This window comes from Rhizobium sp. S163, assembly GCF_030380805.1.
Lineage (GTDB): Bacteria > Pseudomonadota > Alphaproteobacteria > Rhizobiales > Rhizobiaceae > Rhizobium.
In genome coordinates this window covers 558,248-577,724 of the sequence record NZ_JAUDSA010000003.1, presented here as the reverse complement: position 1 = coordinate 577,724, position 19,477 = coordinate 558,248, and the positions used below count along the sequence as shown (strand labels likewise).

The window sequence follows — 19,477 nt, the reverse complement described above, 5'->3', positions numbered from 1 at the left end:
ATGACTGAGGAAACCACCGAGACCACGACGGAAGCCACAGGCCACGACGATGCCCGCCACAGCGAGAAGATGGCCAAGAAGAAGGCCGCGCGCGACAAGATCATGGCGACGAAGACGGGCGAGAAGGGCCTGATCATCGTTCACACCGGGAAGGGCAAGGGCAAGTCGTCTTCGGCCTTCGGTATGATCTTCCGCCATATCGCGCATGGCAAGCCTTCCGCCGTGGTGCAGTTCATCAAGGGCGCGATGTGGACGGGCGAGCGCGATTTGATCGAGAAGCATTTCTCCGATGTCTGCCAGTTCCACACGATGGGCGAGGGTTTTACCTGGGAGACGCAGGATCGCGCCCGCGACGTTGCGGCGGCGGGTGCTGCCTGGGAGAAGGCGAAAGAGCTGATCCGCGACGAGCGCAACTCGATGGTGCTGCTCGACGAGATCAACATCGCGCTGCGCTACGACTACATCGATATCAACGAGGTCGTGGAGTTCCTGAAGACGGAAAAGCCCTATATGACTCACGTCGTGCTCACCGGGCGCAATGCCAAGGATGAGCTGATCGAGATTGCCGACCTGGTGACGGAGATGGAGCTGATCAAGCATCCGTTCCGCTCGGGCATCAAAGGGCAGGCTGGCGTGGAGTTCTGATGACGCAAAGCTGGGTTTTCTGGGCCGTTCTGTCGGCCGCGTTCGCGGCGCTGACGGCGATTTTCGCGAAGATCGGCGTGGCCGGTGTCAATTCGGATTTCGCGACGCTCATCCGCACCGTCGTCATTCTTGTCATCATCAGCGCCATCGTGCTGGCGAGCGGGCAGTGGCAGCCGTTCTCCAGCATCTCGTCGAAGACCTGGCTGTTTCTCTGCCTGTCTGGGGCGGCGACCGGGGCGTCGTGGCTTGCCTGTTTCCGCGCCCTGAAGATCGGTGATGCTGCCCGTGTCGCGCCGATCGACAAGCTGTCGATTGTGCTCGTCGCCATCTTCGGCGTCGTCTTTCTCGGCGAGAAGCTCAACATGATGAACTGGCTCGGCGTCAGCCTGATCGCCGCGGGAGCGTTGCTTCTCGCGCTGTTCTAAGGCTTAGACCCCCAGCCAGACGCGCAGCGGATTGGCGGGGTCGGACAAGAGCTTGATCGTGAACGCGATGCAGACGATGACGAGCAGCGGCTTGATCAGCTTGGCGCCGATGCGCATCGCAAGTCGCGAACCGAGCTGGGCGCCGAGAAACTGGCAGACGCCCATCATCAGGCCGACCTTCCAGAGGATCGCGCCGAAGGAGACAAAGACGGCGAGCGCGCCGACGTTCGAGCCGAAGTTCAGGAGCTTGGTGTGGGCGGTTGCCTTCAGCATGCCGAAGCCAGCCAGCGACACGAAGCCGAGCATGAGGAACGAGCCGGTGCCGGGGCCGAAGACGCCGTCGTAAAAGCCGATGGCAGGCACCAGTGTGAGGCCGAAGGCAAAGGGCGTTATGCGGCGGTGCTTGTCGACATCGCCAAGGTTCGGCTTCAGCGCGAAGTAGAACGCGATCGCGATCAGCAGGATCGGCATGATTGCCCTCAACACATCGCCCGGCACGATCGTCGCAAGGGCCGCGCCGAGCGCGCCACCCATGACCGCCATCAACGCCATCGGCAGCTGATCGCGCAGGTTCACGTGGCCCTTGCGGGCGTAAGCGATGGTGGCCGATGCCGCGCCGAAAACCGATTGCACCTTGTTGGTGCCCAGCGTCTGCAGCGGCGGGATGCCCGCGATCAGCATTGCCGGAACGGTGATGAGGCCACCACCACCGGCGATGGCATCCACGAAACCGGCAAGGAAAGCTGCGAGGGCGAGGAGAAAAAGCAGGTGGGGGGCAAGATCGGACAAGGGGAAACCTGTGGGGCTGCTAATGCGCTGTGTCGTCGCGCTTGTTGCATTTACCTGACGAGGCTGCAATGGCTTGCGTGATACAGGCAACCGGCATTTCGCGCATATGACCGCACTATCCTTCGATACCACCCGCCGCTACGTGCTCGGCCTCGGCTGCGAGCGCGCGGCGTCGCCTGACGAAGTCATGGTGCTGGTCGCTTCGGCCTTGGAGATGGCGGGTGTCGAGCCCGGTCAGGTTGCCGGGCTCGCTTCGATCGGTTCCCGCCGCGACGAGCCGGCGATGGCATTGGTCGCCGCGCGTCTTGCGGTTCCCTCGGTATTCTTCGATGCCGAAACGCTTGAGCGGGAGACGCCGAGGATCAAGAACCCTTCCGACGTCGTCTTTGCGCAGGTGGGCTGCCATGGGGTTGCGGAATCCGCGGCATTGGCTGCGATCGGGCCCGATGCCGAGCTTGTGCTGCCGAAAATCAAATCGGCGCATGCGACAGTCGCGATCGCACGCGCCCTGTTGCGGAAAGAATAGCGCTCGCTATGGTGACCGCCGATGCAGCCGCAGCGGTTCTGCCGCGCGGCTGCCAAGATATGCCATGAAAACACGCAAGAGGGACGATTATGCATAAGGTGATTTACGATACGGATCCGGGTGTTGACGATGCGATGGCGCTGCTTTTCCTGCACCGTCATGCCGACATCGATCTGATCGGCATCACGACCGTGTTCGGCAACGCCTCGATCGAGACGACGACGCGCAATGCGCTGTTCCTCAAGCGCGAATGGAACATCCCTGCACCCGTCGCCAAAGGCGCGAGTGTCACGATCGATCCGTCGCGCAAGGAAGGCGCCTGGCCGACCTTCGTGCATGGCGATGACGGGCTCGGCAATATCAACGTTCCCGAGGTGGTCGATGTGCCGCTCGATCCGCGTCCGGCCTACAAGTTCATCATCGACACCGTGCGCGCCAATCCGGGTGAGGTGACGCTGGTGGCTGTCGGGCGGATGACGAACCTTGCTCTGGCGCTGAAGGAAGATCCTGAGATTGCCGGCCTTGTGAAGCAGGTCGTGATCATGGGCGGCAATTTCTACGTGCCTGGCAACGTGACACCTGTGGCCGAAGCCAATATCCATGGCGACCCCGAGGCCGCCGATATCGTGCTCACCGCGCCCTGGCAGGTTGTCGTCATCGGTCTCGATGTCACCGCGATCACCACGATGAGCCGCGGCTATCTCGGCGAGATGGCTGCCAAGGGCGACAAGGCCGTGCAGCTGCTCGACAAGCTCTCGCAGTTTTACATCGATTTCTACAAGCACGCCGTCGAGGACGGGATGATGGTGCATGACAGCTGCGCCTGCGTCTATGTCGTGGCGCCGGAGCTGTTCACCACGATCTCGGGTGCGATGCGGGTGGCGTGCGGTGGCATCGCCGATGGCCAGACGATCATCAAGCAGGACGGCCGTCGTTTCCCGCCGGGCGATTGGGACGGCCTGCCGAGCCAGATCGCCTGCACCGGTATTCAGTCGCAGGAGGTCATCGACCTGATCCGCGATACGTTGCTGAACGCTTAGTCGGCAATCGTCATCGGTATTTCGGCGCAAGCGCATTGGCGAATCCATTCAGCCGCTTGCGCCGATATCCTCATAATTTGAGTCCGTTTGGCGGGCTACAATCGGCGTGATCGTGATCGGCATCTTCGCCGCGTTTGCGGCGTTGACGTCGTGGTCCGCCGGGCATAGATCATCGTCATGATCGAAACGGTACTTTCTCACCTCCCGGCGATGGATCCCGGCAGTGTTTGGCTCGTGGGCGCGGGGCCCGGCGATCCGGGCCTTTTGACGCTGCTTGCGGTCAAGGGGCTGATGGAAGCCGATGTCATCGTGCATGATGCGTTGGTCGATGCCGAGTGTCTGAAGCTGGCGCGGCTAGGCGCCGTTCTCGAGTATGCGGGAAAACGCGGCGGCAAGCCTTCCGCCAAGCAGCGCGACATTTCGCTTCGCCTCGTCGAGCTCGCGCAGGCGGGAAATCGCGTTCTCAGGCTGAAGGGCGGCGATCCCTTCGTCTTCGGGCGTGGCGGCGAAGAGGCGCTGACGCTGGTCGAATATAACGTTCCGTTTCGCATCGTGCCGGGTATTTCGGCGGGGATCGGTGGGCTTGCCTATGCGGGTATCCCCGTGACCCACCGCGACATCAATCATGCTGTGACGTTTTTGACCGGCCACAATTCATCGGGGCTGGTGCCGGACGCGATAAACTGGGATGCTATAGGCAAGGGCTCGCCCGTCATCGTCATGTATATGGCGATGAAGCATATTGCCGAGATCAGTGCCAACCTGATTGCCGCGGGGCGCTCGCGCAACGAGCCTGTCGCCTTCGTCTGTAACGCGTCGACGAGCGCGCAGCAGGTGCTGGAAACAACGCTCGGCGAGGCACCGGCCGCGGCGCTGACGTCAGGCATCGAGCCGCCGGCGATCGTGGTGGTCGGCGAGGTGGTGCGGTTGCGTGGTTCTCTCGATTGGCTGGGTGCGCTGGCCGGACGACGGTTGCATCCCGATCCGTTCCGGAGGTCCGGCAGTAAGGAGACGGCATGAGTGGTCTGTTGATTGCAGCCCCGTCCTCCGGGTCGGGAAAGACGACGGTGACGCTTGGGCTCCTCCGGGCGCTTCGCAAGCGCGGGGTGGAGGTCGCGCCGGGCAAGGCGGGGCCTGATTATATCGATCCTGCCTTTCACGCTGCGGCGAGCGGCGTCGCCTGCCTCAATTTCGATCCCTGGGCGATGCGTCCCGAACTGATCGCCGCCAATGCGACGCTGCATCGCTCCGGCGACCGGCTGCTTGTCATCGAGGCGATGATGGGCCTCTTCGACGGCGCGGCCGACGGCAAGGGGACGGCGGCAGATCTGGCGGCGATGCTTGGACTTTCCGTCGTGCTGGTGGTTGACGCTTCGCACATGTCGCAGTCTGTCGCGGCCCTTGTGGCCGGCTTTGCCGGGTTCCGCGCCGATGTCCGCATTGCCGGCGTTATCCTCAATAAGGTTGGCGGCGATCGGCATGAGATGATGCTGCGCCAGGCGCTCGAGGCGAGCCGTATGCCTGTGATCGCTGTCGTCCGTCGTGACGCCGAGATCGCGCTGCCGGAGCGACATCTCGGTCTGGTGCAGGCCGGCGAGCATGAGGCGCTGGAGAAATTCGTCGAGCATGCGGCGCAGGCGGTCTCGCAGAACTGCAACTTCGACTTCCTGATGCGTGTCGCAAGGCAGGGTTTCGCACGTCCCTCGACCGCCAATATCGACCGCTTACCGCCGCTCGGCAGCCGGATCGCTGTGGCGCGCGATATCGCCTTTGCCTTCTGCTACGAACACATGCTGCTTGGTTGGCGGCGTCGCGGCGCCGATATCTCGTTTTTCTCGCCGCTTGCCGACGAGCCGCCTGAGCGTACCGCCGACGCCATCTATCTCCCCGGCGGCTACCCGGAACTGCACGCCGGACGGATCGCCGCCGCCTCGACCTTTCGCGAGAGCATGCGCCAGGCGGCCGAAGGCGGGGTGCGGATCTACGGGGAGTGCGGTGGCTACATGGTAATGGGCGATGGGCTGGTGGATGCCAGCGGCGAACGCCACGAAATGCTCGGGCTTCTGCCGCTGGTCACCAGCTATGAGGAGCGCAGGCGCCATCTCGGCTATCGGCGGGTCTATCCCATCAACGGCTCGTTCTTCACGCAGCCGATGACGGCGCACGAGTTTCACTATTCGTCGGTGGTGTCAGAGGGCGAGGCGGATCGGCTTTTCAAGGTGACGGACGCATTGAACAACGATCTCGGTACCGCCGGCCTGCAGCGCTGGCAGGTGGCCGGATCCTACATGCATCTCATCGATGTGGCGGCGCAGGTGAGCGGACCTCCGGGTAAAGCGGGCGGACCGGCACGATGAATGCGCCGATCATCCATGGCGGCGGCATAACGGCCGCCGCGGCCCTTTATGGCGGCAAGCCTGAGGATTGGCTCGACCTTTCCACCGGTATCAGCCCGTTTCCGGTGGTGCTGCCTGAGATCCCCATGCGCGCCTGGCACCGGTTGCCGGATCAGCATCTCGTCCACGAGGCGCGCGAGGCGGCGCGGGATTATTACGGGAGCGGCGACAGCCTGCCGTTGCCGGTGCCCGGCACCCAATCGGTCATTCAGCTTCTGCCGCGCCTGATTGCGGCGGGTGGGTGCGTCGCGGTTGTCGGGCCGACCTACGGTGAATATGAGCGCGCCTTCGTGATGGCGGGTGTCCCTGTCGATCGGCTTGATGAGATCGACGAGATCGGTGACCATCACGCGCTTGTCGTCATCGTCAATCCGAATAATCCCGATGGCCGGATCTATCAGCCCGAGGCGCTCCTTAGTCTTGCGCGTAGGCTGGCGGCGCGGGGAGGGCTTCTCGTGGTCGATGAGGCGTTCGGCGACACCGTGCGCGAGGCCAGTGTCGCCAGCCATGTCGCGGATCACGCCAATCTCATCGTCTTTCGCTCCTTTGGCAAGTTCTTCGGTCTTGCCGGGCTGCGGCTTGGTTTTGTCATCGCGGCGCGGGAGCTTCTCGATCGGTTCGAGAGCCTGCTTGGCCCTTGGGCCGTCTCCGGGCCGGGGCTGTCGATCGCCGCCTCCCTGCTGCGCACAGATACAGAGCCGCTGCGACGTGCAATCGCTGAGCGCAGCGAGGCGATGCGCGAGGTTCTGGCCAAGGGCGGGCTTCGCATTCGTGGCGGCACCGCGCTTTTCTCGCTGGTCGAAGACGAGGCCGCGGATGCGTTGCATGCACATCTGTGCTTGCACCACATTCTGGTCCGCAAGTTCGATTATGCCCCTTACTGGCTGCGCTTCGGCGTGACCGCGGATACCACTGGCGACCTCAGGCTCGCCGATGCCCTGTTGAGCTTCAATCGATGATTTTTGAACTGAATCTTCTCGTGCTGGTGCTTGCTCTGATGCTCGACAGGATCGTTGGCGATCCGGATGTGCTGTGGGCGCGGCTGCCGCACCCGATCGTGCTGTTCGGCAAGGCGATCTCGCGGATGGAGACGCTGTTCAACCGGACGGAACTGCCGGGCAAGAGCCGTCGGCGAAACGGTATGCTCGTCATCGCGGCCCTGCTTCTGATCGCCGTCGTTGCTGGTGTCGCGCTGCATCTGTTCTTCGCGCTGTTCGGGCTTGCGGGCATTCTGCTCGAGGTTCTCTGCGTCACGGTGTTCCTGGCGCAAAAGAGCCTTGCCGATCATGTCGAGGCGGTAGCAACCGGCCTTCGGCAGGGTGGCCTCGATGGTGGGCGAAAGGCCGTGTCGATGATCGTCGGCCGCGACCCGGAAACGCTGGACGAGCCGGCCGTCTGCCGGGCTGCGATCGAGAGCCTTGCCGAGAACTTTTCGGACGGCGTCGTCGCGCCGGCGCTGTGGTATCTGGTGTTCGGCCTGCCGGGGCTGCTGGCCTACAAGATGCTCAACACGGCGGATTCGATGATCGGCCACAAGTCGGAACGCTATGTCGATTTCGGCTGGGCGTCGGCAAGGCTCGATGATCTCGCAAACTGGCCGGCGGCGCGGCTGTCGATCGCGCTGATCGCGGCTGGCGCGTGGCTGAGACGCGGCGGCGATGCTTGCCGCGAGGCGTTCAAAATCGCGATGCGCGACGGCGGCATGCATCGCTCTCCGAACTCCGGACGCCCGGAAGCGGCGATGGCTGGCGCGCTCAACGTTCAGCTCGCGGGACCGCGCGTCTATTCCGGCGTGGTGGTGATGGAGCCGATGATCAACGGCGGCGGAAGAGAGACCGCCGTCATCGAGGATATCGACAGCGCGGTCTCCGTCTTCTATGCCAGCTGCTCGGTTCTTGCCTTTGTCGCGCTGGTGATCTTCCTTTTTCTTCTGTAGATCAGCGCGATACTGTTATCACATTGATTACCATGCTCCTTAAGCGGATGTAACGTCTCACTGCGTAGTCTTGTTCAACTGTATTCATGCAGAATGAACGAGGGGACGATGAGAACTATACTTGCAGGAGCTGCGGCGATTGTATTGCTGCAGTTATCGGCCGTTGCTGCCGAGGCCTCGACCTTGATCGCGAAGATCAGCATCAGCTCGCAGACGATGACGGTCACAGAGAACGGCTTCGTCAAATATCGCTGGAAGGTTTCGACGGCGCGCTCCGGTTATAGGACGCCTGTCGGGTCGTGGAGCGCCAAGTGGCTGTCGCGCGACCACCGCTCGAAGAAGTATGACGATGCGCCGATGCCATACGCGGTGTTCTTCAATGGCGGCTATGCAGTGCATGCGACCTTCGATCTCAAGCGTCTCGGGCGCCCGGCATCGCATGGATGCATTCGCCTGCATCCCAACAATGCCGCGCAGTTTTTCGACATGACGCGGCAGGCAGGCTTGGCCAATACTCGGGTTGTCGTGACCAACTGAGCGAGGCGAAACGTCGCGGAAACGGTTGCCGGCTGCCTTTCGGTGCATGCTGTTTGAGCAACAGTGCCTGCGCAAATTGCGCCTCGGGCTGGACGAAAGCATTGGCTTTTGAAATGGATTTGCCTATGAGGGGGAAAACTATCATTTCCAAGAGGTACAGGCGTGACCGCTACATTCGATAAAGTTGCCGACATCATTGCAGAAACCAGCGAGATCGATCGTGATACGATCACGCCGGAAAGCCATACGATCGACGACCTCGGTATCGACAGCCTCGACTTCCTCGATATCGTTTTCGCCATCGACAAGGAATTCGGCATCAAGATCCCGCTCGAAAAGTGGACGCAGGAAGTCAACGAGGGCAAGGTTTCCACGTCGGAATACTTCGTGCTGAAGAACCTCTGCGCCAAGATCGACGAGCTGCGCGCCGCCAAGGCCTGATCGATACGCACAATTTTTTTCTCCGCCCTGTCGCCATTCACCATGGCGGCCGGGCGGTTTTGTTACTAAGTAGGCCCACAGGGTCGCGCTTTGCGAAATCGGCTCCGATTTTCGCAAGGCTCGGTCCTGTCGATTAAAAAATGATAGAGCGTCCTTTGTGCGTCCAATCGGATGCACGGCGCTCTAGCCGACGGCATGTTGCCTGTGCGGCCGGAGGATCCGATGCTCCTGGAATACTTCCAGATGATCGATCGCGTCGAGGCGGTCGACCTTCAGACCAAGACACTCAAGGCACGCTCCGTCGTGCCGGCGAAGAGCCCGGTGTTCGAAGGTCATTTTCCCGGCATGCCCCTTGTCCCGGGCGTGCTTCTCATTGAAACCATGGCGCAGGCATCCGGCATGCTGGTGCTGGCGGCGACCGATTTCGCGGCCATGCCGTTCCTGATGTCGGTCGACGGCGCGAAGATGCGCACCTTCGTCGAGCCGGAGGCGGTCCTCGATATCGAGGCGTTTCTGGAGCACGACGGCTCGGGCTTCGCGGTCACCAAGGCCAAGATCACAAGCGGCGGCAAGAAGGTTTGCGACGCGCAGTTGAAGCTGCGCACCATGCCTTTCAGCGAAATTCCGCTTGGTGACATCGTCAAGAAACGCGCCAGTGAAATCGGCCTGATGGAAGCAATCGCTGCGCAGGGAGTGAATGGATGAGCAAGGCTCAGAATGATGTCGTCATCACGGGCGTCGGTATCGTAACCTGTCAGGGCGTCGGCAAGGAGCCGCATATCGCGCTGCTCAACGCCGCCGAAGCGCCGAAGACTGTTGTCGAGACCGAGAAGTTCAAGCCCTATCCGATCCATCCGCTGCCCGAGGTGGACTGGTCGCTGCAGATCGCCAAGCGCGGCGATCAGCGGCAGATGGAAAACTGGCAGCGCATCGGCGTGTTCGCGGCGGGCCTTGCGCTCGACGACGCCGGTCTCAAGGACAATGTCGAAGCTTGCGGCACGATGGACATGATCGTGGCGGCCGGCGGCGGCGAGCGCGACATCAATGTCGACACGCTGATCGTCGATGAGGGACTGAAGCGCAACGACCGCGAAGTTCTCTTGAACGAGAAGCTCACGACCGAGCTTCGCCCGACGCTCTTCCTCGCGCAGCTCTCCAACCTGCTCGCCGGCAATATCTCGATCGTTCACAAGGTCACCGGCTCGTCGCGCACCTTCATGGGTGAGGAATCGGCCGGCATTTCCGCCGTCGAGACCGCGTTCTACCGCATCAAGTCGGGCGAATCCTCGCATGCGCTGGTTGGCGGCGCGTTTTCGGCCGAGCGTCTCGACATGGTTCTGCTGTTCGAGGCGATCGGCTCGCATTCGCGCGGCGAATGGCAGCCTTTGTGGTCGCGCAACGATGGCGGCATCGCCAGCGGTTCGCTCGGCGCGTTCCTGGTGCTCGAATCGCGGGCGCATGCCGAAGCGCGTGGAGCCCATATCTATTCGACGATCTCGTCCATCGAGGGCGATCGCGGCAATCGCGGCGCCGGCAATCTCGAAAAGCGCCTTGAGCGGCTGCTCGAGCCGGCCCGGGGCCTGCCTGCCGAGAGCACGGCGATCTTCTCCGGTTCCTCTGGCATGCCCGAGCTCGCCTCGCGCGAGAAGGCGGTTCTGGAGCATCAGCTGCCGGGCGCTGCCATCCGCGGCTTCGGCGGCGTGACCGGCCATGGGCTGGAGGCGCACTTCACCCTCGGGCTGGCGCTGGCCGCCCTTGCCATCGACGGTGAGGCCAAGGTGCCGGCATTCGACGGCGCACATGAAAAATCCATGAGTTCAGGCACGAAGGCCGCTGTCGTCACGACGGTCGGACATCAGCGTGGCGAAGGCGTCGCCGTTCTGTCGGCGGACGCGTGAGGAGCAGGCACATGACGGATCAAGCTTACAAGGATCATCTCGGCCGCCCGATCGTGGCTGTTACCGGCGTCGGCATCATGACCTCGCTGGGGCAGGGCCTCAAGGACAACTGGTCGGCGCTGATATCGGGCAAATCCGGTATCCACGACATCAATCGCTTTCCGACGGACGGTCTTTCGACGCGCATCGCCGGCACTGTCGATTTCATCGACGTTCCGGCACCGAATGCCGTCGAGCGCTCCTACGCATTCGCGCGCGAGACGACGATCGAGGCACTGGCTGACGCCGACATATCAGGCGACTTCAACGGCCCGCTGTTTCTCGCGGCACCGCCGATCGAGCCGGAATGGATTGCCCGCTTTGAACTCGGCGATCGTTCGCCGCCGCCCTCGCAGCCGGGCGATGCCTACGATCGTTTCCTGACGGCCATGCGCCAGCGTCCTGATCCGGCTTTCCACGAAGCAGCCCTGTTCGGCGCCATCTCGGAGCGTCTTGCCGATCGTTTCGGCACGCGCGGTCTTCCGGTGACGCTGTCGACGGCCTGTGCTTCGGGCGCGACTGCGATCCAGCTCGGCATCGAGGCGATCCGCCAGGGCCGTACGAACCGGGCGCTTGCCGTTGCGACCGACGGCTCGGTGAGTGCCGAGGCGCTGATCCGTTTCTCGCTGCTCTCGGCCCTGTCGACGCAGAACGATAACCCGACCAAGGCCTCCAAGCCGTTTAGCAAGGATCGCGACGGCTTCGTCATCGCCGAAGGTGCGGCGACGCTGGTGCTGGAATCGCTGGAATCGGCGATCGCGCGCGGCGCCAAGGTTCTCGGCATCATGAAGGGTGCTGGCGAAAAGGCCGACAGCTTCCACCGCACACGGTCTTCGCCCGATGGCGGCCCGGCGATCGCTACGATCCGCGCGGCACTTGCCGATGCCGGCATGGATGAAGGCGATATCGGCTATATCAACGCCCATGGCACCTCGACGCCTGAGAACGACAAGATGGAATATGGCTCGATGCTCGCTGTCTTCGGCGACCGCATGGCGTCCATTCCGCTGTCATCCAACAAGTCGATGATCGGCCATACGCTGACAGCGGCGGGTGCCGTGGAAGCCGTGTTCTCGCTGCAGACGATGCGCACCGGCACGCTGCCGCCGACCATCAACTACACCAACCCGGATCCGGCGATCGTTCTCGACGTGGTGCCGAATGTGAAGCGGGACGCGCAGGTCAATGCCGTGCTTTCCAACTCCTTCGGCTTCGGCGGCCAGAACGCCAGCCTTGTCATGGCGCTGGAACCGGCTTAAGCGGTTTGCGACCATAAATTCCATTGTTGCGGCCGCGCCTAGTAACGGCCTGCGGGACGCAACAGCAAACATAAACCGCGCATCGGCCGTCCGGCTGGTGCGACCGCGAAGGATTTTGCCATGCGCGCTCTGCAACTGATCGACGACCGCAAGCTTGAGATCACCGATCTGCCTGAACCCGATGCGCCCGGCGCCGGCGAAGTGACGCTGCGCGTCAAGGCGGTTGCGCTCAACCATATCGACGTCTGGGGCTGGCGCGGCATGGCGTTTGCCAAGCGCAAGATGCCGCTCGTCATCGGTGCCGAAGCATCGGGTGTCGTCGAGGCGATCGGTCCCGGCGTCTCCAACGTGCTTCCGGGCCAGCTGGTCGCCGTATACGGCGCGCGCACCTGCGGCCTCTGCCGTCCGTGCCGCGAAGGTCGCGACAATCTTTGCGAACACGTCTCGGGCGTTCACGGCTTCCATCTTGACGGTTTCGCGCAGGAGAAGGTCAACCTTCCGGCGCGCCTGCTGGTTCCTGCACCTCCGGGCGTCGATGCCGTTGGTGCCGCCGTCGCGCCGGTTACCTTTGGTACCGTCGAGCACATGCTGTTCGACAACGCCAAGCTTGAGCCCGGCGAAACCATTCTCGTCCATGCCGGCGGCTCCGGCATCGGCACGGCGGCGATCCAGCTTGCCAAGAAGATCGGCTGCACCGTCATCACGACAGTTGGCTCCGACGACAAGATCGAGAAGGCCAAGGCGCTCGGCGCCGATCACGTCATCAACTACCGCACGGACCGCTTCGAGGGCGTGGTGCGCAAGCTCACCAAGAAGAAGGGCGTTGACGTCGTCTTCGAACATGTGGGCAAGGATACCTGGGCGGGCTCGATGCTCTGCCTGAAGCGCGGCGGGCGTCTCGTCACCTGCGGCTCGACATCGGGCGTCTCGACCGACATGAACCTGATGATGCTGTTCCAGCAGCAGCTGAAGCTGCTCGGCTCTTTCGGTTGCCGCATGGAGAACATGGCCGACGCCATGCAGAAGATGGGCCGCGGCCTCGTGCACCCCGTGATCGACACCGAAGTCAGCTTCGACGATATCGACCGGGCGCTGGAGCGCATGGAATCGCGCCAGATCTTCGGCAAGATCATCCTGAAGATGGATTGATCCGTTGGAGCTGTTCATCACCCGGATCGTCCTGAAACTGGACCATTTTCGCCAGTGGCTGATCGCGCAGGTGATGTTCGGCTTCCTGAACTTCCTGAAGATCTTCCCGGCCGACGGGGCGATCAACTTCATCGACTGGCTGATGCGCAAGATCGGCCCGAAGATGAAGCGCCACAAGCTTATCCTCGCCAATCTCCGCAACGCCTTTCCCGAAAAGAGCGAAGAGGAGATCAACCGGATCGCGCTTGGCAGCTGGGCCAATATGGGCCGGCTTGCGGCGGAGTACGTGTTTCTCGACCGGCTGTTCGATTTCGATCCCGAAAAGAGCGAGCCGGGCAGGGTGGAGGTGTCGGGGATCCCGATCTTCCTCGATCTTCTGGAAAACCCGCGTCCCTTCATCGTCTTTACCGGTCACACCGGGAATTTTGAGCTGCTGCCGGTCGCGGGTGCCACCTTCGGCCTCTATGTCAGCGTCCTCTTCCGACCGCCGAACAATCCCTATGTGGCGCAGAAGGTGTTCGACTTCCGCAGCGCCCGCATGGGCAAGCTGGTGCCGTCGCATGCCGGATCGTCCTTCGCGCTCGCCCGCCAGCTGGAGGCGGAGCAGGGGGTTGGCGTGCTCGTCGACCAGAAATTCGGCCGTGGCCTGAAGACGGAGTTCTTCGGCCTGCCGGTTAAGACCAATCCGTTGCTTGGCAAGCTGGTGCGCCAGTTCAACTGCGAGGTCTATCCGGCCCGCTGCATCCGTCTTCCCGGCAATCGCTACCGGCTGGAAATCGAGCCTAAGGTCGAGCTGCCGCGCGACGCGAACGGCAACCTCGATATGACCGGTACGGCGCAGCTTTTGAACGACAAGGTCGAAAGCTGGGTTCGCGAGTATCCCGAGCAGTGGCTCTGGTATCACGACCGGTGGGAAATCAAGCGCCAGATCATGTAGACGGGCGCTCCTCTCACATCTTGTCATTGAAAAACAAGGTGTCTTCGTCATTGAACATGAAACGGCGTCATGTTACCGATTTCTGACAAGAAGGGTTATGAACGGTAAATACGCCGTTTTAATCCTTTAGATCGAATCTATTCCCTCACGGAAATCGGCATGGGAGGTGTCGTGCTCGGGCTTTTTCAGGCATTCTCGTTGCGGTGTTCGCAGATTGACGAGGCCATAAGGCTTGGTGACGATGCGCGCGTAAGCAGCCTCGACGGCTCGATCGACGCGCTTATCGAGACAATCCTTGGCTACCGCGCTACCAATCTGTTCTACGCGCACATGCAGATGCAGTTTGTCGGCTGCTTGATCGATCAGTACGCCGAAGACAGCGAATCTGTGCGCGAGCATGTTAAGCTGCTCGCCTACATGATGGAGCAGTATCTCGGTTCGACCGTTCCGCGCTGGCAGATGCCGCCGCTGGAGCGCATGGACAGGGAACGCGTATCTGCGCCTGCCGCCTATGTGCCCAATACCGACAATGGCAACTTCCTGAACTCGGCGATCCTCGAATCCTTGCCGGATCGGGTTGCGGTCGTGACCAAGGATTACCGCTACCTCTACGCCAATGCCGCGAGTGCCGCCTACGCCAAGCGCAAACCGTTTGAGATGGTGGGGCGGCATATCAAGGAGGTTCTCGGCGAAGCGCGCTTCGTGGACTGCATCAAGGGCATGCTCGACACGTGTTTCGCGGGTGGAACATGCGATCAGACCTATGAACGACCTGAGGAAAACGCCGTGCATAGAACACGGTACCGCATGTCGCCTTTGCGGGATTCGTCCGGCTATATCATCGGGGCGCTTATCGTCTCGCAGGATGCAGGGGCGTCATCGTCGGCGGCCAATCTGGCCGCCTGATCACGCCTTCGTCCACACCGCCAGTTCATATCCATCGGGATCTGCGAAGTGAAAGCGGCTGCCGCCCGGGAAGCCGAAGATCGGGCGAACGATCGTGCCACCCGCGCCTTCGACTGATTTAAGCGCCGCCGGCAGGTCATCGGCGTAGAGGATGACGAGCGGGCCGCCGGGGCGGGGTGCCTCGAGATTGGTGAAGCCGCCCTTCAGGCGCCCATCGTCGAACTCGCAGTAGTTGGGGCCGTAATCGGTGAAGCGCCAGCCGAATGCCTTGCCGTAGAACGCCTTTGAGCGCTCGATGTCGGCGACGTTGAACTCGACATAGTCGATGCGAAGCTCGGTTTTCGTAGATGTCATCGGTGCTTCCTAGATTTCCATCAGCTTCTTCAGCGCCTCGAGATCGCGCGCCACATGCGCCGCATCGGCCTCGAACTGCTCGTCCGTCATATCCGGCAGCCGCAGCAATGTGAACATCACTTCGCAGCCGTCGCCATTCGGGATGATCCTCAGCGCGTTATAGACCCGCAAGCCGTTGGCGATCGTGACGGTATGGTCGAGAACGCCGAATTCGTTGTGTGGCGCGAAGCTCACGCGAACCGTGCCGAGGACGCCCTTGGCGATCCAGTCGTCGCCGCTTTTTTCGAGGCCGGACGCGAGGCCCGATGCCCAGAGCGGCATGTTTTCAGGCGCGCCGGCAAAAGCCCAGACGTCGCGCAAGTTCCGCTCGATGGACCGGTGAATGATTCTTGCAGGCATGGTTGCCACGGGGTTCTCCTCCTTCATTTTCGCGGGCGGCTTAACGTCGCATATTGACCACGCATCACTGCCGCTCGGGTGCCAACGGCACCAAAACCGCCGACATCAGGGCCTCGTTGGCAATATGGTTCACTTGGCGCCGGACGCAATACGCGACCGATCCGGGGCGAATCGAACTTGCCGTGCGAGCCAGAGAGTGCCACAACACCGGTCCAATTTGACTAAAGCGCCTCGCGATCTTTCAGATTCACTCGTTGCGCTTTAGATCTTTGTTTTACCGCATGTCGTTATCGCAAAACCGCTTCACACTTTTGCGCGACATGCTCTAACCGGAGAGATATCGTGGAAAAGGCAGAAATCGGGCTGATCGGCCTTGCGGTCATGGGTTCCAACCTCGCTCTGAATATTGCTGAGAAGGGCAACAAGATTGCGGTTTTCAACCGCACGCCCGACAAGACGGACGAGTTCTACGAGAGCGCCGGCGATCTGAAGAAGCAGATCATTCCGTGCAAGACGATCGAGGAATTCGTCGAGGCGATCCGCCCGCCGCGCCCGATCATCATCATGATCAAGGCCGGCGAGCCGGTTGACCAGCAGATGGAGCTGCTGCGTCCGCATCTCTCCAAGGGCGACATCATGATCGATGCCGGCAACGCCAACTTCCGCGACACGATCGCCCGCTTCGATCGCCTCAAGGACACCGACCTGACCTTCATCGGCATGGGTGTTTCGGGTGGCGAGGAAGGTGCGCGTCACGGCCCGTCGATCATGGTCGGCGGCACGGAAGATAGCTGGAAGCGTGTCGAGCCTGTGCTGACCTCGATCGCCGCCAAGTACAAGGGCGACCCCTGCGTTGCCTGGCTCGGCAATGACGGCGCCGGTCACTTCGTCAAGACGATCCACAACGGCATCGAATATGCCGACATGCAGATGATCGCCGAAATCTACGGCGTCCTGCGCGACGGTCTCGGCAAGAGCGCCAAGGACATCTCCGGCATCTTCGGCGACTGGAACAAGGGCCGCCTGAACTCCTACCTGATCGAGATCTCCGAGAAGGTTCTGGCCGCGACCGACCCGATCTCCGGCGGTGCGATGGTCGACATGATCCTCGACAAGGCCGGCCAGAAGGGCACCGGCAAATGGTCGGCGATCGAAGCGCAGAACATGGGCATTCCGGCAACGGCGATCGAAGCGGCCGTTGCCGCCCGCAGCCTGTCGTCGATGAAGACCGAGCGCGAAGCCGCCGAGAAGATCTTCGGCAAGCCGGAATACAACTTCCCGGTCGCCTACGGTCCTGAGCTCGTCAAGGATCTGGAACTGGCTCTGTTCGCCGCCAAGATCGGCGCTTACGCGCAGGGCTTCGCGGTGATGGCGGAAGCCTCGCGCGAGTTCAAGTGGTCGCTGCCGATGCCAACGATCGCCAAGATCTGGCGCGATGGCTGCATCATCCGTTCGCAGTTCCTCGACGAGATCACCTCGGCCTTCACCAAGGCGCCTGACGTCGCCAACCTGATCGTGACGCCGGCCTTCGCGGATATGGTCAAGGAATCGCTGCCGGCGCTTCGCCGCGTTGTCGGTGCTGCCCTGCAGGCTGGTCTGCCGGTTCCGGCGCTGACCTCGGCGCTCACCTACTTCGACGCCTATCGCCAGGGCCGCGGCACCGCCAACCTGATCCAGGCACAGCGCGACTTCTTCGGCGCCCACGGCTTCGATCGTCTCGACGGCAAGGACTTCCACCACGGCCCATGGGGTAGCGGTGCGGCAACCTTCTAAGGTTCGCTCTCTGAAAATGAAGACAGCCGGGCCATTGGCCCGGCTGTTTTGCGTTTGGGCCAGTTGAACTGATTCAGAACTGGATCTCGGCGGCGGGGCGGACGATCGACACCGCCGATCCGGCATCGAAATCATCCAGCGTCTCGTTATGGTGGGCGACGATCTCGGCGAAGGTCAATGAGCCCGAATCTGCGGTCGTGTGGCCGTCGGCGATCAGGGTGACGTTGTAGCCAAGCGAGACGGCGCGGCGGACCGTGGTGTCGACGCAGAACTGCGACATGCAGCCGCCGATGACGAGATGGGTCACGGAGCGTTCCGCCAGCCGCTCGGCTAGGTCGGTATCGAAGAAAGAGTCGGCGCTCCTCTTGTGAACGACGGTATCATCGCTGCCGGGCGCGAGTTCCGGTCTGATTTCCCAACCTTGCGTGCCGACAGCGAGGCGATGGCCCGGATCGCCGTCGTGCTGTACGAGGACGACGGGGACGCCGCCATGCCATGCGCGTTCCCTGAGCGCGGCAAGGCGCGCGACGGTCTCATCAAGCGCGACGTCGATTGATGGCTGCCGCTCGGGCGTGCCCTTGCCCGCAACGATGGCGTTCTGCACATCGATGATGAGGAGAGCCTTGGTCATGCGTTGTCTTTCCTCGTTGACTTCCGTCAGCTGCCCGGCCGTGTCCAGACCGGCTGACTGACGCTCTGCAGCAGTTCCGGCTCGACGCCGTCGATGCGGGCGATGACGGCCTTGGCCATCTCGCGGCCGGCGTGGCGGACGTCTTCGTAGGCGGTGATGATCTCGGGACGGATCCAGTTGAGGATCGGCGCCGATTCCTTCGAGGCCATGTCGACATCGTGGCCGAGGCGCTTGCCGGCGGCTTCGATGCCGGCGTTGACGGCGATGGCCGCGCTGCCGGCGAGACAGACGATGCCGTCAGGCGCGTTGCTGGAGCGCATCATGGTCTCGACGGCGTTGCGGATATCGTCCAGCGGCGTGTCGATGGTGACGCGTAGCGGCACTTCCTCGGCGCCGTAGTCATGCAGCCCGGTCTGGAAGCCGATGCGGGTGTGCGTGTAGTAGGTGAGCTTGCTAGGGGGCTGGAGGAGGGCGATGCGCTTGCGGCCGCGCGCGACCAGCTTCTCGACCGCCTGGTGGGCGAAGGCTTCGTTGTCGAAGTCGTGGAACGGGTGCATCAGCCCGGCGTCGGTGCGTCCATGCGTGGCGAACGGCATGTTGCGCTCGCTGAGCAGCCGCACACGGGGATCGTCGGGCTCGATGCGGGAGATGATGACGCCGTCGGCAGAGCCTGTCTCCAGGATATAGCGCACCGGCAGCATCGGGTCCTTGCTGTGCGAGTGCGGCGTGACGACGATGTGATAGGGGGTGCCGGTCAGGACCTCGGAGATGCCGAAGACCAGCTGGCTCGAGAAGCCCATGATCTCTTCGTCGATGCTCAAAACGAGCGCGATGACGTTTGTCTTGCCGGTTCTGAGGCGCACGCCGGCGCGGTTCGGCTGATAGCCGAGCTGGCTTGCCACCATCCGCACGCGTTCCTTGGTCTCCGCGCCGATGTCGGGTGCATCCTTCAATGCGCGAGACACAGTGGTGATGCCGAGGCCGGTCATGAAGGCAATCGTCTTCAGTGTCGGTCTCTCCCGAGAAGCCTCGGTCACCGTCGTCCCGAAATTCGCTTTGTTTTTCATCCCTCTAGGCCGTCCTACGCGATTTGGTTCGCTTATAGATGCTTTTCGCAGTGCTGTAAGCCTGAATACACAAATGCCGTTCCCTCCCACGGGCCTTAAAATCTGTAACGTTACAGTGAAATTGTCGAGCGATTTTTGCGATGGTTTTATCGTGCATGCGCCCAATGGTTGAATCGGTGGTTTTTGCGCGAAATTTTTGCACTTGCGAACGATAATGAGAAATTACGTCATGATACCAGTAGAATAAAATACATAAAAACAGACATATATAAGCGGTGTGCACTTGCACATGGGTGCGCTACACCTTTGCGGCGCCTTGCGGGAATGGCG

Annotated in this window: 22 protein-coding genes; 17 read left to right on the top strand and 5 right to left on the bottom strand. The window is 62.1% G+C overall.

The window, feature by feature from the left end:
- Both cobO and QTL96_RS02965 read left to right on the top strand, forming a co-directional pair.
- On the top strand, nt 1–645 hold the full coding sequence (gene cobO, locus QTL96_RS02970; RefSeq protein ID WP_037178722.1) for a cob(I)yrinic acid a,c-diamide adenosyltransferase: 645 nt from the start codon (nt 1–3) through the stop codon (nt 643–645).
- Complete coding sequence (locus QTL96_RS02965; RefSeq protein WP_289726612.1) at nt 645–1,070, top strand: EamA family transporter; 426 nt, start codon at nt 645–647, stop codon at nt 1,068–1,070. The genes cobO and QTL96_RS02965 overlap by 1 nt, the downstream gene beginning before the upstream one ends.
- Before the next feature lie 3 nt (nt 1,071–1,073).
- Here the strand turns inward: QTL96_RS02965 and QTL96_RS02960 are convergent, their stop codons facing one another.
- Nucleotides 1,074–1,859 (bottom strand): TSUP family transporter, encoded by a 786-nt coding sequence (locus tag QTL96_RS02960; RefSeq protein ID WP_289726611.1) that lies wholly within the window; start codon nt 1,857–1,859, stop codon nt 1,074–1,076.
- A 106-nt stretch (nt 1,860–1,965) separates the two neighbouring features.
- On the opposite strand from QTL96_RS02960, the gene QTL96_RS02955 reads away from it, so the two are divergent.
- From QTL96_RS02955 to QTL96_RS02890, 14 genes are all read left to right on the top strand, one after another.
- Complete coding sequence (locus QTL96_RS02955; RefSeq protein WP_289727160.1) at nt 1,966–2,385, top strand: cobalamin biosynthesis protein; 420 nt, start codon at nt 1,966–1,968, stop codon at nt 2,383–2,385.
- 89 nt (nt 2,386–2,474) lie between these two features.
- Nucleotides 2,475–3,425 carry a nucleoside hydrolase gene (locus tag QTL96_RS02950; RefSeq protein WP_113199909.1) on the top strand — a complete coding sequence of 317 codons (951 nt, stop codon included), beginning with the start codon at nt 2,475–2,477 and terminating at the stop codon, nt 3,423–3,425.
- A 177-nt stretch (nt 3,426–3,602) separates the two neighbouring features.
- The gene (gene cobA / locus QTL96_RS02945; RefSeq protein ID WP_289726610.1) at nt 3,603–4,445 is read left to right on the top strand and encodes a uroporphyrinogen-III C-methyltransferase; all 843 of its coding nucleotides are present in this window, start codon (nt 3,603–3,605) and stop codon (nt 4,443–4,445) included.
- Entirely contained in the window at nt 4,442–5,782 is a 1,341-nt protein-coding gene (locus tag QTL96_RS02940) for a cobyrinate a,c-diamide synthase (RefSeq protein ID WP_289726609.1), read from the top strand. Before cobA ends, QTL96_RS02940 begins: the two co-directional genes overlap by 4 nt.
- Nucleotides 5,779–6,780 (top strand): threonine-phosphate decarboxylase CobD, encoded by a 1,002-nt coding sequence (cobD, locus tag QTL96_RS02935; RefSeq protein ID WP_289726608.1) that lies wholly within the window; start codon nt 5,779–5,781, stop codon nt 6,778–6,780. Before QTL96_RS02940 ends, cobD begins: the two co-directional genes overlap by 4 nt.
- Complete coding sequence (cbiB, locus tag QTL96_RS02930) at nt 6,777–7,757, top strand: adenosylcobinamide-phosphate synthase CbiB (protein WP_289726607.1); 981 nt, start codon at nt 6,777–6,779, stop codon at nt 7,755–7,757. Before cobD ends, cbiB begins: the two co-directional genes overlap by 4 nt.
- Before the next feature lie 108 nt (nt 7,758–7,865).
- Entirely contained in the window at nt 7,866–8,294 is a 429-nt protein-coding gene (locus QTL96_RS02925) for a L,D-transpeptidase (RefSeq protein WP_026283377.1), read from the top strand.
- 162 nt (nt 8,295–8,456) lie between these two features.
- The gene (locus tag QTL96_RS02920; RefSeq protein WP_018900650.1) at nt 8,457–8,735 is read left to right on the top strand and encodes an acyl carrier protein; all 279 of its coding nucleotides are present in this window, start codon (nt 8,457–8,459) and stop codon (nt 8,733–8,735) included.
- A 222-nt stretch (nt 8,736–8,957) separates the two neighbouring features.
- A complete protein-coding gene (locus QTL96_RS02915; protein ID WP_289726606.1) occupies nt 8,958–9,440 on the top strand; it encodes a 3-hydroxyacyl-ACP dehydratase FabZ family protein in 483 nt (160 codons plus the stop codon).
- Nucleotides 9,437–10,633, top strand: a complete 1,197-nt coding sequence (locus tag QTL96_RS02910) for a beta-ketoacyl-ACP synthase (protein WP_289726605.1) — start codon at nt 9,437–9,439, stop codon at nt 10,631–10,633. The genes QTL96_RS02915 and QTL96_RS02910 overlap by 4 nt, the downstream gene beginning before the upstream one ends.
- A gap of 11 nt (nt 10,634–10,644) precedes the next feature.
- On the top strand, nt 10,645–11,931 hold the full coding sequence (locus QTL96_RS02905) for a beta-ketoacyl-ACP synthase (RefSeq protein ID WP_047505454.1): 1,287 nt from the start codon (nt 10,645–10,647) through the stop codon (nt 11,929–11,931).
- Nucleotides 11,932–12,051: 120 nt separating this feature from the next.
- Nucleotides 12,052–13,080 (top strand): zinc-binding dehydrogenase, encoded by a 1,029-nt coding sequence (locus QTL96_RS02900; protein ID WP_047505452.1) that lies wholly within the window; start codon nt 12,052–12,054, stop codon nt 13,078–13,080.
- Nucleotides 13,081–13,084: 4 nt separating this feature from the next.
- Nucleotides 13,085–14,017 carry a lipid A biosynthesis lauroyl acyltransferase gene (locus tag QTL96_RS02895; protein ID WP_289726604.1) on the top strand — a complete coding sequence of 311 codons (933 nt, stop codon included), beginning with the start codon at nt 13,085–13,087 and terminating at the stop codon, nt 14,015–14,017.
- A 159-nt stretch (nt 14,018–14,176) separates the two neighbouring features.
- The gene (locus QTL96_RS02890) at nt 14,177–14,923 is read left to right on the top strand and encodes a PAS domain-containing protein (RefSeq protein WP_289726603.1); all 747 of its coding nucleotides are present in this window, start codon (nt 14,177–14,179) and stop codon (nt 14,921–14,923) included.
- Here QTL96_RS02890 and QTL96_RS02885 read toward each other — a convergent pair whose 3' ends face one another.
- A complete protein-coding gene (locus QTL96_RS02885) occupies nt 14,924–15,277 on the bottom strand; it encodes a VOC family protein (protein WP_289726602.1) in 354 nt (117 codons plus the stop codon).
- Nucleotides 15,278–15,286: 9 nt separating this feature from the next.
- Nucleotides 15,287–15,685: an SRPBCC family protein gene (locus QTL96_RS02880; RefSeq protein ID WP_018900642.1), complete on the bottom strand. Its 399-nt coding sequence runs from the start codon at nt 15,683–15,685 to the stop codon at nt 15,287–15,289.
- A gap of 333 nt (nt 15,686–16,018) precedes the next feature.
- Between QTL96_RS02880 and gndA the strand changes: the two genes are divergently transcribed.
- The gene (gene gndA, locus QTL96_RS02875; protein WP_018900641.1) at nt 16,019–17,449 is read left to right on the top strand and encodes an NADP-dependent phosphogluconate dehydrogenase; all 1,431 of its coding nucleotides are present in this window, start codon (nt 16,019–16,021) and stop codon (nt 17,447–17,449) included.
- A 73-nt stretch (nt 17,450–17,522) separates the two neighbouring features.
- On the opposite strand, the gene QTL96_RS02870 is transcribed toward gndA, so the two are convergent.
- Together QTL96_RS02870 and QTL96_RS02865 are read right to left on the bottom strand one after the other, a co-directional pair.
- Nucleotides 17,523–18,080: a cysteine hydrolase family protein gene (locus tag QTL96_RS02870; RefSeq protein WP_289726601.1), complete on the bottom strand. Its 558-nt coding sequence runs from the start codon at nt 18,078–18,080 to the stop codon at nt 17,523–17,525.
- A gap of 26 nt (nt 18,081–18,106) precedes the next feature.
- Nucleotides 18,107–19,147 (bottom strand): LacI family transcriptional regulator, encoded by a 1,041-nt coding sequence (locus tag QTL96_RS02865; protein WP_018900639.1) that lies wholly within the window; start codon nt 19,145–19,147, stop codon nt 18,107–18,109.
- Nucleotides 19,148–19,477: the final 330 nt, after the last annotated feature.

Coding starts and splice junctions, on each gene's coding strand:
- cobO (WP_037178722.1), top strand. CDS start 1: ATGACTGAGGAAACCACCGAGACCACGACGGAAGCCACAGGCCACGAC.
- QTL96_RS02965 (WP_289726612.1), top strand. CDS start 645: ATGACGCAAAGCTGGGTTTTCTGGGCCGTTCTGTCGGCCGCGTTCGCG.
- QTL96_RS02955 (WP_289727160.1), top strand. CDS start 1,966: ATGACCGCACTATCCTTCGATACCACCCGCCGCTACGTGCTCGGCCTC.
- QTL96_RS02950 (WP_113199909.1), top strand. CDS start 2,475: ATGCATAAGGTGATTTACGATACGGATCCGGGTGTTGACGATGCGATG.
- cobA (WP_289726610.1), top strand. CDS start 3,603: ATGATCGAAACGGTACTTTCTCACCTCCCGGCGATGGATCCCGGCAGT.
- QTL96_RS02940 (WP_289726609.1), top strand. CDS start 4,442: ATGAGTGGTCTGTTGATTGCAGCCCCGTCCTCCGGGTCGGGAAAGACG.
- cobD (WP_289726608.1), top strand. CDS start 5,779: ATGAATGCGCCGATCATCCATGGCGGCGGCATAACGGCCGCCGCGGCC.
- cbiB (WP_289726607.1), top strand. CDS start 6,777: ATGATTTTTGAACTGAATCTTCTCGTGCTGGTGCTTGCTCTGATGCTC.
- QTL96_RS02925 (WP_026283377.1), top strand. CDS start 7,866: ATGAGAACTATACTTGCAGGAGCTGCGGCGATTGTATTGCTGCAGTTA.
- QTL96_RS02915 (WP_289726606.1), top strand. CDS start 8,958: ATGCTCCTGGAATACTTCCAGATGATCGATCGCGTCGAGGCGGTCGAC.
- QTL96_RS02910 (WP_289726605.1), top strand. CDS start 9,437: ATGAGCAAGGCTCAGAATGATGTCGTCATCACGGGCGTCGGTATCGTA.
- QTL96_RS02905 (WP_047505454.1), top strand. CDS start 10,645: ATGACGGATCAAGCTTACAAGGATCATCTCGGCCGCCCGATCGTGGCT.
- QTL96_RS02900 (WP_047505452.1), top strand. CDS start 12,052: ATGCGCGCTCTGCAACTGATCGACGACCGCAAGCTTGAGATCACCGAT.
- QTL96_RS02890 (WP_289726603.1), top strand. CDS start 14,177: ATGGGAGGTGTCGTGCTCGGGCTTTTTCAGGCATTCTCGTTGCGGTGT.
- QTL96_RS02885 (WP_289726602.1), bottom strand. CDS start 15,277: ATGACATCTACGAAAACCGAGCTTCGCATCGACTATGTCGAGTTCAAC.
- QTL96_RS02870 (WP_289726601.1), bottom strand. CDS start 18,080: ATGACCAAGGCTCTCCTCATCATCGATGTGCAGAACGCCATCGTTGCG.
- QTL96_RS02865 (WP_018900639.1), bottom strand. CDS start 19,147: ATGAAAAACAAAGCGAATTTCGGGACGACGGTGACCGAGGCTTCTCGG.